We start from the raw sequence: 15,441 nt of genomic DNA, 5'->3' as shown, positions 1-15,441 counted from the left end.
CCACCCTAGATAAAACTATACAATATCAGGACTTTGGGGAGCGATTGGTTTTAAGCTGATCAATCAGAGATTAATTCTGTCTGGTATAGAGATTTATGCAAAATCTTAATGAAACCCTTGATTTTTCATCTTTAACTCGTGAGGGTATCGAAACATTACTTTGCGATTATAATTTAAATCTTTCTGTGGATGAGGCATTAACTATACAGAACGAATTTCTTAAAAGGCCACCAACTATCTCTGAATGTGTTCTGTGGTCTATTCAGGGATCTGAGCATTGTTCATATAAAAGCAGTCGTATTCATCTAAAGCAATTCAATACATCTGGCCCTCACGTGATATTAGGAGCAAAAGAAGATGCCGGTGTCGTGTCGGTTGTAGAGGATAATAAAGGCTTCAGATATGGGGTTATTATCAGTCATGAATCCCATAACCATCCGTCTCAAATAGTTCCTTATGAAGGTGCTGCGACTGGTGTTGGTGGTAATGTGCGCGATGTTTGCTGTATGGGTGGGGAGGTTATCGCAGTAGCAGACAGTTTGCGTTTTGGTGATATTAATCGCTCACATACTCATTGGATACAAGAAGGAGTCGTAGCAGGTATTGCCGGATATGGTAATCCTTTAGGCATACCTAATGTAGCTGGGGATGTGTATTATGATCCGGCATATAATGAAAATTGTTTGGTAACTGTCGTTACCCTTGGCGTTGTCAGAGAAGATCACATTATACATTCTTATGCCCCGCCACAAGCAGATGATTATGTTTTTATCTTAGTAGGAAAGCCTACTGATAATAGTGGTTTTGGTGGTGCCAGTTTTGCATCAGCAGCACTGGAAGAAAATTCTAAAGAAAAAAATAAAGGTGCAGTACAAGAACCAAATGCTTTTTTGCAAAGACATCTTCTTAAGTCCAACTATGCCTTATTTGATTTATTAAGAGAAAGGAATTTAATTAATAGAGTTGGCTTTAAAGATTTAGGTGCTGGTGGTGTGGCTTGTGCCAGTATTGAGTTGGCCGAAGCGGGTGGCTCATATGGCGCTGAAATTGATCTGGATAAAGTACCTACAGGAATGGCCGGGCTAATGCCTTCAGTTATTCTATGTTCTGAAACTCAAGAGCGTTTTATGTGGGTTGTACCACCTGATTTAGTGGATACTATACTGAAACACTATAATGAAACTTTTGCATTGCCACAGGTTTCAGAAGGAGCATGTGCTGCAGTAATTGGTAAAATTCGTACTGATGGCTTGTATGTAGTCAATTATCAGGGACGCGAATTAGTTAGGGCAAGAGTTCCTGATGTGACTAAAGGGATTGTATATAATAGGCCATTTGTATCCAAACAACAGCATATAACAGAGCCTAATCTTTCTCCACCGTCAGATTATAATCACATTTTGCTTCAATTATTAGCTCATGAAAATATAGCCAGTAGAGAGCCGATTTTTGAAACTTATGATAAACAAGTTCAGGGGCGCACATGGATAGAAGCGGGGTGGGCTGACGCAGGAGTATTACAACCATTTAATGAAGAGAAGTACCCTGAGGAAATTCGTAAAACAGGCATTGCATTATCTTTAGATCAAAATCCTCGTTATAATAAAATTGATGCCTATTGGGGGGCTGTCAATGCAGTTGTGGAGTCAATTCGTAATATTACGGCTGTAGGAGCTAGCCCAGTCGCAATAACAGACTGTTTATGTTTCGGTAATCCTGAAAAACCAGAACAAATGGGAGAATTTGTTGACTCTGTTCGAGGCATTATGGATGCATGCGCTGCTATTCGGTTAAAAGAAAATTCTAACGCTACCTTGCCTGTCATCGCTGGGAATGTCTCGCTATATAATGAATCTGCCAAAAGTGCTATTCCTCCTAGCCCAATGATAAGTTGTTTGGGTACCCTTCCTGACATTGATTTTGCCACAACCTTTGATTTCAAGAAAAGTGATAGTCTTCTGATCTTAATAGGGGAACGCAAAGATGAATGTGGTGGTAGTGTTTATTATCAATTGCAGGGTGAATTAGGTGCTCTTGTTCCTAAGCCCGATCTAAATACATTGAACAGAGAAATTCATGCTATTTCAGAAGCAATTCAATGTGGTTTGATTAATGCAGCTCACGATATTTCCGAAGGAGGAGTTGCTGTTGCTCTTGCTGAGATGAGTTTTAAAAATTTTATAGGTGTTGATGCGCAGATTAATGGAGATTTGTCTGTCGAGAAGATTTTATTTGGAGAGACTGGAGGTTTTATTCTTGAAATTGATAAAAAACACAGAGCAAATTTCGAACATCTTTTCATGCAATATCAAGTGCCGTATATGTTTATTGGGCATACTATAGAGAAACCAGTGTTACAGATTAATTCAGTTATCAGCTTGTCAATCAGAGAAGCAAAGCATGCTTGGGAAAATGGTTTAAGAGAGAGGCTATTATAATGTCTACTATTAATTATAAATCGGCAGGCGTCGATATTGAGGCTGGTAACGACGCTGTCGCACGGATTAAGCGTAATGTAGAAAAAACTTTTTCACCTCAAGTTCTTACAGGGATTGGGAGCTTCGGTGCCATGTTTGATTTGAAGCCTCTTATCGAAAAATTTAAACATCCAGTCATGGTGCAAAGTATTGATGGAGTTGGCACCAAAACTATCGTCGCTCGCATGATGCAAAAATTTGATACGATTGGAATTGATCTGGTCAGTGCGACTACAAACGATATCATTGTTTTAGGTGCAAAACCATTAACTCTTTTGGATTATATAGCCACGGACCGTCTACAACCTGAGTACATTGAGGAAATTATTATAGGCATGACTCAAGCTTGTCTAGAAAATAATATTTCTTTGGTTGGTGGTGAAACGGCTGAAATGCCGGATACTTATCTAAAGGGTGAGCACGATTTAGTTGGAATTATTACAGGTGTTGTGGAAAAGGATGATGCCATATTAGGTAAAGAGATTGTTCCCGGTGATGTGGTGTTGGCATTCCCATCCAGCGGGTTACATACTAATGGTTATTCTCTGGCCAGGAAGTTATTTTTTGAAATAGGTTCATATACTGTGAACTCTAAAGTTGCAGAATTAGGTGAAACTGTTGGAGAAGCTTTATTGTCACCTCATATCAATTATACAAATCCTATTCTTCATCTATTGAATAATAAAATACCTATCAAGGGCATGGCTCACATTACTGGCGGTGGTGTGTTAGAAAATATTCCGCGGGTTTTGCCTGATAATTGCTCTGTTGAGATAAAGAAAAATTCTTGTCCAACGTTGCCGATTTTTGATGTATTACGAGCATTAGGCAAATTGGATGATCAGGAAATGTATCGTACTTTTAACATGGGGATAGGTCTTGTAATAATAGTTTCCCCGGAGGTTGTTGCTGAAATGCGTTCAGTGATGAAACATTTCGTCAAGTTTCCTCTTTATGAAATAGGGCAAGTAATATCTGGGAAACCAGAAGTGAGATTATTGTGATGAAGATTGCCATTGTTCAATTTCCAGGTTCTAATTGTGAGCGTGAAACGATGCTTGCAGTGCAGAGAGTGGGCATGACTCCAGTAGAATTTCTATGGAATGATTCATCAGAAAAACTGCGAGAAATGGATGGTTATATTATTGTTGGCGGGTTTTCTTATGAAGACCGATCAAGAGCAGGAATTATTGCAGCACTTGACCCGATAATGCAGGAAATAAAACGGCAGAGTGAACAGGGGAAGCCCGTTCTTGGTATTTGCAATGGAGCTCAGATTCTTGTTGAAACAGGTTTAGTTCCTGGCTTAAAAAATTATCAAATTGGTATGGCTCTTACAGAGAATAAGCGTATTCAAGATGGAAAAATTTTAGGAACCGGTTTTTATAACAGTTGGATCCATATGCGTATTGGAGACAAAATAAGGAAAAATGCGTTTACCAGGTATTTATCAAAAGATTCTGTATTGACGATTCCTGCAGCACATGCGGAAGGGCGCTTTGTAATGCCAATAGAATTACTGAAAGAACTTGAAGAAGAAGGCTTGAGTGCGTTTCAGTATTGTGATGAACAAGGTAGAGTGATTGATAATTTTCCTATAAATCCCAATGGCTCCCTACTTAATATGGCCGCTGTTATTAATAAAGCGGGCAATGTAATGGCTATGATGCCACATCCTGAGCGTGCTATAGCAGGTGATCCTATATTCCGCTCTATGAAAGATTATATTAAGGATAGGATACCTTTTGAGAATCAGACATTGTCCTACCAACCGGAACCAATGAAAGTAGCTCCTTATCATAAAGGGGATAATAGTCATGAGCTTATTGTTAAATTAATTATTACAGATAATGCAACTCTAACTGTACAAAACACATTAAGACAATTAAATATTCCTGTCACTGTCAGCCGTATGGTGCATTGGCAAATTGATACAAATACCCCTGAGATACTTGAGAAAATAAAGCAAACTGGTGTCTTGTATAATGATCGCAAAGAATATTTAGTTGATTCTGACCAGATGCTCATACCGTCAGCCAAAGTTTTTTTAGTCAAATCAAAAGACGATATGGTTGGTCAACAAAAATTGCAAATGTTACGAGACCATTTTTCTATAGATGGTGTAAGCGCTATACACCATGGAGTTTTGTGGATTTTCAGGAGCGAAAATGTTAAAATTAATAGCCTGATGGAATCTATTTTATCCACTAACATAATCTTTAACCCTAATGCCCATATCTGCCATGAATACAACCTATCCTAATAAAGAAGCAATAATTGCTGCATTACCCTATTGTTTAACAGATACTTCCTTACCCTTTGGTAAAAAATATAAAGGAAAAGTGCGAGATACTTATGATCTCGGCGATAAGATAATTTTAGTTACCACAGATAGGCAAAGTGCTTTTGATCGGTTCCTTGCCTCTGTGCCTTATAAGGGGCAAGTGTTGAACTTGACCTCCGCCTGGTGGTTTAAAAATACCCAATCAATTGTACCTAATCATTTAATAGCAGTGCCTGATCCTAATGTAGTGGTAGCTAAAAAATGTAAAGTATTTCCTATTGAGTTCGTTGTTCGCGGATATATTTCGGGTACGACTAGTACTTCCTTATGGACGCAGTATCAGAAAGGAGTTCGTGATTACTGTGGGATAACATTTCCGGAAGGGTTAAGAAAAAACCAAAAACTTCAAGAAGCAGTAATAACACCAACAACCAAAGAAACAGAGCATGATAGACCAATCAATCCTCTAGAGATTGTTTCAGAAGGGTGGATGACTCAAAAAGATTGGGATGAGGCAAGTAGTTATGCTTTGCAATTGTTTCAACATGGAATGAAAGTAGCACATCAACATGGATTAATCCTGGTCGATACTAAATACGAGTTTGGTCGAGACGAAGAAGGAAAAATTGTTCTGGTCGATGAAATTCATACACCAGATTCCAGTCGCTATTGGTTATCTAAAAGTTATCAAGAACGATTTGATGCAGGCCAAGAGCCTGAAAACATAGATAAAGAATTTTTGCGTCTGTGGTTTGTTGACCATTGTGATCCCTATAATGATACGGTTTTACCGGAAGCACCGCAGGAATTAATTGTTACTTTAGCCTCAAGATATATTCAATTGTATGAAATGATTACAGGTGAATCTTTTATTTATGATGATAATCCTGGTCCAGTGAATGAAAGGATTCTGCATAATATAGAGCAGTGGTTAGGTTAAATTTTAACCGGGGGAAAGGCTTATGTGTGGTATTGTAGGAGTTTATAGTCATGAGCCCGTTGCTGCTGAGCTTTATGATAGCCTGATTCATCTCCAGCATAGAGGGCAAGATGCTTCAGGTATTTTAACCTGTGCCGATCGATTTTATTTCAAACACGGACTTGGTTTGGTTAGAGAGTCTATTTTTTCTGAAGATATTATCAAGCTTAAAGGAAATTTTGGTATTGCTCATGTACGTTATCCTACAGCAGGTGGCTATAGTGAAACGGATGTTCAGCCTCTTTGGATTGGAAGCCCACGCGGGATTGCATTGGCGCATAACGGAAATTTGGTTAATTATGAAGAGTTAGTTGAAGATTTATGTGGCAAGCAACACAGACATTTGAACTCAACTCTTGATTCCGAGGCACTTTTATTACTTCTGGCAGATTATCTGGCCAAAGGGTCTTATTCTGACAATGACGAAGAACAATTTTTTCAATTGTTATGTACTGCTGTTACCCATATACATCAACGAGTTCAAGGTTCTTATTCTGTTGTCAGTTTGGTTATAGGCAAAGGTTTAGTTGCCTTTAGAGACCCATATGGTATTCGTCCCTTGGTTTGGGGGGAAAGAACTCGTGAAGATGGTAGTAAGGATTATATTTTTGCTTCTGAAACAACCCCTTTCTATGCTTTAGGTTTTGAACCTAAAGGTGATCTGAGGCCCGGTGAGGTAGCTTATGTGAATAGCCAAGGGCAACTGCACAGAAAAGTACTGATGTCCAAAGAGTTTACACCTTGCATATTTGAATACGTATACTTTGCCAGGCCTGATGCCACATTGGATGATGTTAGTGTTTATCGAGCCAGATTACGAATGGGACAAAATTTAGCCAAAAGCTGGAAGGAAAAATTTCCAGAAATAATCCCAGACGTAGTAATTCCAGCGCCATCAACGGCGAATACTGCTGCATTGGCATTTGCGAATGAGCTTGGGATACGTTACTCCGAGGGGTTGTATAAAAATCCTTTTATCGGACGTACATTTATTATGCCTAGTCAGGAGTCACGTTCAAGGCAAGTACGTTATAAATTAACCCCTCAAAAAACTGAAATTAATAAAAAAAAGGTTTTGATTGTTGATGATAGTATTGTAAGAGGGACTACATCACGTGAAATAGTAAGAATGGTGCGAGAGTTCGGTGCTTTAGAAATATATTTTGTATCGACCTGCCCACCTATTAAGAATCCCTGTTTCTACGGTATCGATATTCCATCTCGTAAAAAATTGATAGCGGCTCATAAAACGGAAGATGAAATTCGTGAGTTTTTAGGAGTGGACAAATTATTGTATCAAACACAAGAAAACTTGATTGAAGCAGTATCTAGAAGAGGTCAGTATGATATGAGTAAACCTTGTATGGCTTGCATGGATGGTCAATATATTTGTGGACAGATTACTGAAGCAAAAATTAAATTGTTGGAGAAAAAGAGGCTGACAGAGAACGGCCAAGAGACTGAGATAGGAGAGATGTCTTGATGAATATTCTCATTGTTGGTTCTGGAGCGAGAGAACATGCTATTGCTATGGCTTTAAGTAAATCTACTCTCAAGCCAAAGCTCTTTTGCTTTGGAACATCCTGGAATCCTGGTATACAAGATCTCACTTTGGATTATTGTGTAGGGGATATTACTTCACCGGATCGGGTTAGCCAACAAGCACAGCAATGGAGAGTTAACTTGGCGATTATTGGCCCAGAAGCACCATTAGAGCACGGTGTACCAGATACTTTATGGGAGTCTGGAATTGCGGTCATAGGCCCCAAGAAAAATTTGGCTCAAATAGAAACAAGTAAGGCATTTGCCAGAGAGTTGATGAGAAAATATGGAATTGCTGGCTTACCTAAGTATAAAGTATTTACCTGTTTAGAAGGGGTAAGGGAATTTCTGTCTGAATTAGGTGAAAATAATTATGTTGTTAAGGCAAATGGGTTAATGGCAGGTAAGGGAGTCAAGGTAGGAGGAGAGCACCTGTTATCGTTTGAAGATGCAGTGAACTATTGCAAAGAAATTTTTGATCAAAACCAGTCTTTAGTTATTGAAGAAAAATTAATAGGCCAAGAATTTTCCTTTATGTGTTTTTCAGATGGTAACTCATTAGTTCCTATGCCAATTGTTCAAGATCATAAACGAGCTTATGAACATGATGAAGGACCAAATACAGGTGGTATGGGAAGTTATTCAGCCGCAGATCATAATTTGCCTTTCTTATCATCAGAAGATGTCCATGCCGCATTTGAAATTAACAAATCGGTAATCAACGCTCTTATGAGTGAAATATCTGATAAATACATAGGGATACTTTATGGTGGATTTATAGCAACTGCACACGGAGTTTATGTGATTGAATTTAATGCTCGTTTTGGAGATCCTGAATCACTGAATGTACTTAGCTTATTGGAATCTGATTTTGTTGAGTTATGTAGTGCGATGGTTAATGGAAATTTACAAAAAGATTCAGTTAGATTTATGAAGAAAGCCACCGTTTGCAAGTATGCTGTACCTGATGGCTACCCAGATAATCCTTTACGTCATGCAGAGATCGATATTTCTGATGTGGAGTATAAGGAGAGCTTATATTTGGCTGCGGTTAATCTGGAAAATGGTAAGCTCTACGCCACTGGTTCAAGGACAGCAGCTTATGTTGGCATAGCGAACTCTATAATGGAAGCAGAGGAAATTGCCGAACAACAAATAAATCGCATAAAGGGTCCTTTATTTCATAGAAAAGATATTGGCACATTACCTCTAATTAATGCACGCATTGAAGCAATGCGTAAGTTGCGTCTTTTATGATTCGTTTGGGAATATTAGGCTCCACTCGTGGTACCAATATGATGGCTCTTATTGATGCCATTAATACTGGAGAGCTTAAAGCAACTATAGAAGTTGTTATTAGTAATAAGCCTAATGCTATTATTCTGGAAAGGGCTAAATCATATGGTTTGAAATCTCAATTTGTCAATCCAGAAGGTCTAAGTCGTGTTGACTTTGATCAAAAGGTTAGTGAGCTATTAATAAATCATCAAATAGATCTGGTGGTCTTGATTGGATATATGAGAATACTATCGCCAGATTTCGTAAGTCAATGGAATAAGCGAGTGATCAATGTTCACCCCTCTTTATTACCTGCATTCGCTGGAAAAATGGATACCGAAGTGCATCGAGCTGTTCTTAATTCTGGTGTTAAGGAAACGGGTTGTACTATTCATTATGTCACTGATGAAGTCGATGCTGGTCCAATTATTTTGCAAAAAAAATGTTCAGTTTTGCACGATGATACTGTGGAATCATTAAAGTCAAAAGTCCAGAAGTTGGAGGGTATCGCATTGATTGATGCGATCAATTTGCTCTCATTAAAGAAAAACTAGGCACAGGTAAGAATTTTTCCATTCAGAACAAACCAGGTTTGGCGGTATAGTTCTGAATGAAAGTGACTCCAGAATTAATCAAGAAATAAGTCTTAAATTATTTTAATACAGAGTTTTCTAATACCGTCTTAGCCTGTTCTCTCAAGTGATTAACGATAGCTTCTTTGTATTCCGGGTATTTATTTCCAAGAAAGCGCGTAGTTAAAATGGCCGCATTAATAGCACCAGCTTTTCCAACTGCAAGAGTTCCTACAGGAATTCCTGCTGGCATTTGCACGATAGAAAGCAGGGCATCCATGCCATTAGTAAAAGTCGAGGAAGGCATTGGAACACCGAGGACTGGTAAAGTAGTCTTTGCTGCGATTACTCCCGGAAGGTGTGCTGCCCCTCCAGCCGCAGCAATAAATACTTCCGCCCCTCGTTGTTCTGCCGATTTGATGTATTCAAAAACAGCATCCGGAGTGCGGTGAGCTGAAAGCGCTCTCGCTTCATGAGGCACATTAAATTTATCCAACATACGACTTGTTTCTTCCATGATTGCCCAGTCGGATTTTGAGCCCATAAGAATACTAACAAGAATATTTGACATAATAACACCTTAAATAATTGTGGTTTTTTGTGGTAGCTTAAGAATACTATAAGTTTGCTTTTAATAAAAATATTGAAATTGTATCCAGGGCATTCTGATAATGTGGATGACATTTGCTTTTCTTATCCACAATAAGGTGAATTTTTAACGTATGTCTTTTCTTCTTACCTGAATAGAATCTTAATAGTTTGTTCTTTCGGCCACCATGGGCTTTTTTCTTAATGTCAGCCTCTTTTAAAATGCTTATTATCTTTTCAAACGTACGGCGTTTTATGCCAGTAAGTCGACGGAACTTTTCGTCTTCTAATCCTGGAATTTGAGGGTATTTTACAACTCCTTGTTGTGGAGCTTTTTTTAACAGAAAATCGATTAATTTGCTGGTTTCGAAAGAGGTCTATTGTATGAGGAGAAAAGAACTGAGGAAAACCAGGCATGCTCTAACAATTTGATTGATCAATTTTTTAATAAGAATTTTATGCATCGATCTGGTATAGGAGTCAAAGTTTGTGAGCTAGTTTTATTTGCTTTCTTTTCTACTTATCCAGCAAGGAAGACTGCGAAGAGTCGACAAGCATAGATTCTATGATTTCAGCGGATACAGCTTGGCTGTATAGAAAACCCTGTACCTCATCACAATTATATTTTATTAAAACTTGTTCTTGTTCTCTTGTTTCGACTCCTTCTGAAAGAACCATCAAATTCAGTTGACGAGCAAGGGCAATTATAGCTTTGATAATAGATGCATTTTTTGGATCACTGGCACAGTATTGAATAAATGACTTGTCAATTTTTAATTTGTTAGCTGGTATGTCCTTAAGATAGCTAAAACTTGAATATCCTGTACCAAAATCATCAATAGATATGGAAATACCTAATAAATTCAATTCTCTTAAAGTAGAGATAATTTCTTCTGCATTAGACATGATTATGCTTTCTGTTATTTCCAATTCCAGAAAGGTTGGATCAAGCTTTATATAGTCTAAAATATTTTTAACAACTTCAATAAAATTACTTCGTTTTATCTGCATTCCAGAAACATTGACTGCTATTTTAATTTGGGGTAATCCTTTATCATGCCATGCTTTAATTTGCTGACAAGCCTGGCGTAAAACCCATTCTCCTAATTGGATAATGAGGCCAGTACGCTCAGCAATTAAAATAAATTCATCTGGAGTTACTGTGCCTAATAGAGGATTACTCCAGCGCATTAATGCCTCAACTGCTATTAACTTTTTAGTTTTCAAATTAAATATTGGTTGATATTTCAGAGAACATTCATTCTTTTTTATAGCATTGCGTAATTGACTATATATCAACATTTCTCTCTTGGTGCGAATATGCATAGTTTTATCGAATAACTGATAGCAATTCCTCCCATTATTTTTAGCTATGTACATTGCAATATCAGCATTCCTTAAAAGAGTGGAGGGTGTTTTCCCATCTTTGGGGTATATACTAATTCCTATACTTATTGTGAGGGTTATATTTAAATTGTGTATTGTAAGTGAATGCCCTATGGACTTGAAAATTTTATTAATTACAGTGCGAATATCCTCATATTGATCTATTAATGCCAAAATGACAAATTCATCACCACCAAAACGTGCTAGTGTGTCCGTTTCTCTTATACAATTTTTGAATCGTATAGCAATTTCCTTTAATGCTGTATCACCTGTGTGATGTCCGAAGGTATCATTGATATATTTAAAGTTGTCCACATCAATAAAAGCAACAACTAAAATCGTATGAAATCGTTTTGAATAATTGATCGCTTGTATGATTCTGTCATTTAACAACTGACGATTGGGTAGCTCTGTGAGTACATCGTGGTTAGCTTGATGTATGATTTCCTGCTCCATTTTTTTACGATCCGTTACATCACGAAAACTCCATACTCGTCCTATAATCTTATTCCCTACTCGGTTCGGCATGGAATAACGTTCGAATATCCTTTTATCTTTGAAAATCAATTCATCAAAGCTATTCTGATCTGGATTGGTATACAGTTCATTAACGCGTTCAACAAACTTTTCCGGTTCAACCAATTGGTTTTTAGCGATGTCAATCGCCGTTTTGTCATCAAGAAGCAAAAAAGATTCTTCTTCGAATCTCCACATATCAAGAAATTTTTTATTATAAAATTGAATTTTATTTTCTAAATTCACTACTAATATTCCATCGGTTGTTGATTCCAGCGTTGATCTGGTGATTGCTAATGTTTGATTTAATTTTTCAGTGTGTTCTGCTATTTTCTTTTCCAATAATTTCTTGACTGAATCAAGGTTGTTGTTCTTAAATCTTAACAATAGAGACGAAAGTAATAATGCATTATTTTTATAGGCCGCACTGATTAATATCCCAATATAAATGAAGCTTGAAAATCCTAATAAAATATAAGCGCCACCCTGATTAAATAGCCAAATAGAGAAAGGGATAATCGAAAATAGTAAAAACAAAATGTAGACTGATATTATCGGAGAATATAAGCTATTTGCTGCAGCACTGACTCCCAATATCATAATGACAACAAAGGATTGATGAACTATATCTTCTTCAGGTATAAGAAATCCACCAACGTAGCTCCATGTGCATCCGGTAAATAAAATTCCAACAAAAAATAAATTTAGCCACATTTTATAAGAGAAATCAAAAACATTACTGAGAAAACAATAGACTAATGTACTTCGTAATAAAATTGAGAAAGTCGTAAATATAATCCAAATAATTAATTCAAAATGTGGTTGTAGAGACCATAATGCGGCCACCAAAATTATCGATACAACAAATTCTCCAGCTAAACCGGCCGGTAACTGTTTATATAGTAACTCTACTTGTTCTGCTTTAATTATTTCAGACGCAGTTGTGTTTTCTAGTAAATTACTTTGATCTACCACCATGCATTAAACCTTGTTTTCAGTTCGAAAATTTATTGGTACCTCGAATTTTTATTAGCTGAATAAATTATAGACCATATTTAGTAATAAGTTTTTTAATCTAGAGGCTTTAATTTAGAGGTTTGACATTTGAACCCTTGTCGCCTTGTGCTGCGGATAAACCCTGAAAGGTAGGCACAAAGTAAATAGGTATCTTATTGTTTTATATATAATTTTTCTTTCCTACGTAATACGCTTTATGCCTGAATCCGTTTTATTAAACACTGACTGGTGTTTAATACCATTTCATGATAATTATAAGTGATGTCAAGGACGACTAATATTGGTAAAATATCGGCCAATATCCTTATAACTCTCAGGAGTTGTTATGAAAAAGATAGTTATTATTTTGTTATTATTTCCTTTTTTAATATTTTGTAACTTAGCAAACGCCACCGTTTCACAAAAACGATATCCAGGAGAGTCTTTTCAGGAGGCAATTAAAAGAATTACCAATATAGAACCTCAAAACTCACTTAAGATGTTACTTGCCAAGAGCACTCCTTTTTCCAAGAAAGTACCTCTGCAGAAAATAGATTATTCAACAGTGCCGGAAGTCAGTAGTTACGATGAACTCATTAATATGTTTCATATGATACGCGATACTCGTTTTTTATATTCCCCAGGTAAACCAGATTTTGAGAGGAGAATCAGTTGGCTTTATCCCGATGATGGCTGCTTCGCCAGAGCGGCACTTTCCAGAGTCAAATTGGATGGTGAGCATTTTGTTATTCCTGCAAAAATTTTTGCTTTTGGTAACTTGGAAATGCAAACTCCTTATTCGGAGGATGGGTTGGTCAGTTGGTGGTACCACGTATCGATTGTTGTTAATTATATGGGTTCTATTTATGTACTTGATCCCGCTGCAAAACCTGACGGTCCGATGTTAATTGAAGATTGGTATAACAAAATAGGGGTAATGGATGAAATGGAAGCCGTTGTTTGTAATCCTTATACCTATGATCCCTTTGACCGTTGCTATGATGCTACAGCCAAAAGTGATAACAAAGCGTTAAATGATCAATTAAAGTATCTTGATAGAGAGTGGGATAGAATTGAATCATTGGGCTTTGATCCAGTTGTTTTATTGGGTAATACTCCTCCATGGATAGTCCAATAGTTAAAAAAATCTTAATTGTTAGGCTTGTTGAACTCTATTAGCGGTTGAAAGGCAATTCATAAGTTATTACAGGAGAATGAGCCTATATTACAAGGAGGTAATACGCATGAAGCGTTTTTTTATAATTTTCTTAATTTTTCTTGCGACTCATTTTGCTAACGCCAATCCCTATTGGGATCGGTATAAAGTACCTAGAGATAGCCATTATCCAAATTTAAAATTTCATGATGTTAATCCTGATTTTTTAAAAACAATCGATGAAAATTCAGGAATTGATATATTAAGAATACAAACTGATTGGAATGAGGAAACTGATTCCTATGATGTTAGTTTGTCAATCATCGAATCATCTGGAACCCCGGCATTATTATCGCGAAGTATTCATAAACCTAAATGGGGAAGTTATCTGGGAATTTTAAAAAATAAAGTCACTGGTGAATCGGTTTATTACGACACAATAGGGACAGGAAAAGAGTATCGCAAGCTTGCTCGAGCTATTAATTTACGTTTCCCGGTCCCATCTAAGGATATGATATTTGAACTTTATGCTGAAAATCCTCAAACTGGTTTAATGGAAAAGGTAGTTGAAAAAAATATCATAGCTGATGAGTTAATAAAGGAAACTCGAACGTTTAATGGATTGGAAATAAAGCAATTATCACTTGCTACAAAAACTCCCTCTTTAAGAGTCAATATTTATGCCGAGGGATATACTCAAAGTGAAAAAAAGAAATTTTGGAAACTGGCAATTAAAACCCTGCAAGCCTTACAGAGCCAGCAATTTCCAGGGTTAGAATATATGAGTTTTTATGCTGTATTTAATCCATCCAATAAGCAACTGGGTGTTGCAAAGGATCTGGGATTACCAGTGCCTGAATTTGATTCCTTTTTGGGTTTATATTACCCCTATTGGGATAATTTTGGTCGTTGGTATCATATTGTTTATCCTACCAGAGAGAACAAGTTTCGCCAGGGATTGGCATCCGCACCTTACGACTATCCAATAGTACTAGTTAATAATGGGCAATATTGGGGAGTAGGGAATTACAAATCGCATACCGCAATACCAGCAAATAATTCAACTTATTTTACTTATATTTTGATACATGAGCTGGGTCATTTTTTTGGACTCAATGAAGAATATGAAGGAGGGGGACGTACTGAGTTGGAGTTTGCTCCAGAGATGACGGAACCATGGTCGCAAAATATAACTTTTCTGACAGTTCCAAGCTATTCGGGTTTAAAATGGAATGAGTTGGTTAGCGCCCAGATCTCTATTCCCACTCCTTATAGTGATTGGCATCCAACTCCGCCTCAATATGGTGCTTATCGAGGGGGCTACGGGGACTCCCCGGCTTATAGAGGAGCAAGTCATAAACCGGGTTTAAATTGTGTTATGGAGTCCCATGCGGCATTTTGTGATATTTGCAGTAGAGGGATAATGGATGTCATTCGCTTTGATTTAGGTATAAGTTAGAATCAGTTGCAGTTAAAAAATTATGACCCGGATTAGACTAAATTGTAATCCGGGGATTCAAGAGATAAGATTTCGTACTATTACCAATAGACCTCTTGCATAACCTGCCTCTATTATTTTATTGCTGTGTTGTAAAGGTTTCTGCGGTACTCATTTACTCTCTGTAAACTCCGCTCCTCGAAACCTTTACGCCTTGCACTAAAGCAAA

11 protein-coding genes and 1 pseudogene are annotated in these 15,441 nt (G+C 37.2%); 9 read left to right on the top strand and 3 right to left on the bottom strand.

Going from position 1 to position 15,441, the window contains the following annotated elements; translation table 11 throughout:
- Nucleotides 1-95 precede the first annotated feature (95 nt).
- The 7 genes from purL to purN are packed head-to-tail and all read left to right on the top strand — an operon-like array spanning nucleotide 96 to nucleotide 9,114.
- Complete coding sequence (gene purL, locus ACZ5EK_RS08785; protein ID WP_464429139.1) at nucleotides 96-2,438, top strand: phosphoribosylformylglycinamidine synthase subunit PurL; 2,343 nt, start codon at nucleotides 96-98, stop codon at nucleotides 2,436-2,438.
- Nucleotides 2,438-3,481, top strand: coding sequence for a phosphoribosylformylglycinamidine cyclo-ligase (gene purM, locus ACZ5EK_RS08780; protein WP_464429138.1), 1,044 nt, complete (start codon nucleotides 2,438-2,440; stop codon nucleotides 3,479-3,481). The genes purL and purM overlap by 1 nt, the downstream gene beginning before the upstream one ends.
- The gene (gene purQ / locus ACZ5EK_RS08775; protein ID WP_464432474.1) at nucleotides 3,481-4,740 is read left to right on the top strand and encodes a phosphoribosylformylglycinamidine synthase I; all 1,260 of its coding nucleotides are present in this window, start codon (nucleotides 3,481-3,483) and stop codon (nucleotides 4,738-4,740) included. Before purM ends, purQ begins: the two co-directional genes overlap by 1 nt.
- The gene (locus ACZ5EK_RS08770) at nucleotides 4,721-5,701 is read left to right on the top strand and encodes a phosphoribosylaminoimidazolesuccinocarboxamide synthase (protein WP_464429137.1); all 981 of its coding nucleotides are present in this window, start codon (nucleotides 4,721-4,723) and stop codon (nucleotides 5,699-5,701) included. Before purQ ends, ACZ5EK_RS08770 begins: the two co-directional genes overlap by 20 nt.
- 22 nt (nucleotides 5,702-5,723) lie before the next feature.
- Nucleotides 5,724-7,223: an amidophosphoribosyltransferase gene (gene purF / locus ACZ5EK_RS08765; RefSeq protein ID WP_464429135.1), complete on the top strand. Its 1,500-nt coding sequence runs from the start codon at nucleotides 5,724-5,726 to the stop codon at nucleotides 7,221-7,223.
- A complete protein-coding gene (purD, locus tag ACZ5EK_RS08760; protein WP_464429134.1) occupies nucleotides 7,220-8,539 on the top strand; it encodes a phosphoribosylamine--glycine ligase in 1,320 nt (439 codons plus the stop codon). Before purF ends, purD begins: the two co-directional genes overlap by 4 nt.
- Nucleotides 8,536-9,114: a phosphoribosylglycinamide formyltransferase gene (gene purN / locus ACZ5EK_RS08755; RefSeq protein ID WP_464429132.1), complete on the top strand. Its 579-nt coding sequence runs from the start codon at nucleotides 8,536-8,538 to the stop codon at nucleotides 9,112-9,114. The genes purD and purN overlap by 4 nt, the downstream gene beginning before the upstream one ends.
- Nucleotides 9,115-9,211: 97 nt before the next feature.
- Here purN and purE read toward each other — a convergent pair whose 3' ends face one another.
- From purE to ACZ5EK_RS08740, 3 genes and pseudogenes are all read right to left on the bottom strand, one after another.
- On the bottom strand, nucleotides 9,212-9,703 hold the full coding sequence (gene purE / locus ACZ5EK_RS08750; RefSeq protein WP_464429130.1) for a 5-(carboxyamino)imidazole ribonucleotide mutase: 492 nt from the start codon (nucleotides 9,701-9,703) through the stop codon (nucleotides 9,212-9,214).
- A 184-nt stretch (nucleotides 9,704-9,887) separates the two neighbouring features.
- A pseudogene (locus ACZ5EK_RS08745) lies at nucleotides 9,888-10,019 on the bottom strand (IS5/IS1182 family transposase); the annotation flags it as partial.
- 217 nt (nucleotides 10,020-10,236) lie between these two features.
- A complete protein-coding gene (locus tag ACZ5EK_RS08740; protein WP_464429128.1) occupies nucleotides 10,237-12,600 on the bottom strand; it encodes a sensor domain-containing protein in 2,364 nt (787 codons plus the stop codon).
- 364 nt (nucleotides 12,601-12,964) lie between these two features.
- On the opposite strand from ACZ5EK_RS08740, the gene ACZ5EK_RS08735 reads away from it, so the two are divergent.
- Both ACZ5EK_RS08735 and ACZ5EK_RS08730 read left to right on the top strand, forming a co-directional pair.
- A complete protein-coding gene (locus ACZ5EK_RS08735; RefSeq protein WP_464429126.1) occupies nucleotides 12,965-13,756 on the top strand; it encodes a protein-glutamine glutaminase family protein in 792 nt (263 codons plus the stop codon).
- Nucleotides 13,757-13,862: 106 nt separating this feature from the next.
- Entirely contained in the window at nucleotides 13,863-15,233 is a 1,371-nt protein-coding gene (locus ACZ5EK_RS08730) for a M64 family metallopeptidase (RefSeq protein WP_464429125.1), read from the top strand.
- Nucleotides 15,234-15,441 lie beyond the last annotated feature (208 nt).

Source organism: Legionella sp. JM-2024 (assembly GCF_055389095.1).
Note: the sequence above shows the minus strand (reverse complement) of the source record. Positions and strands in the feature narration are given on the sequence as shown.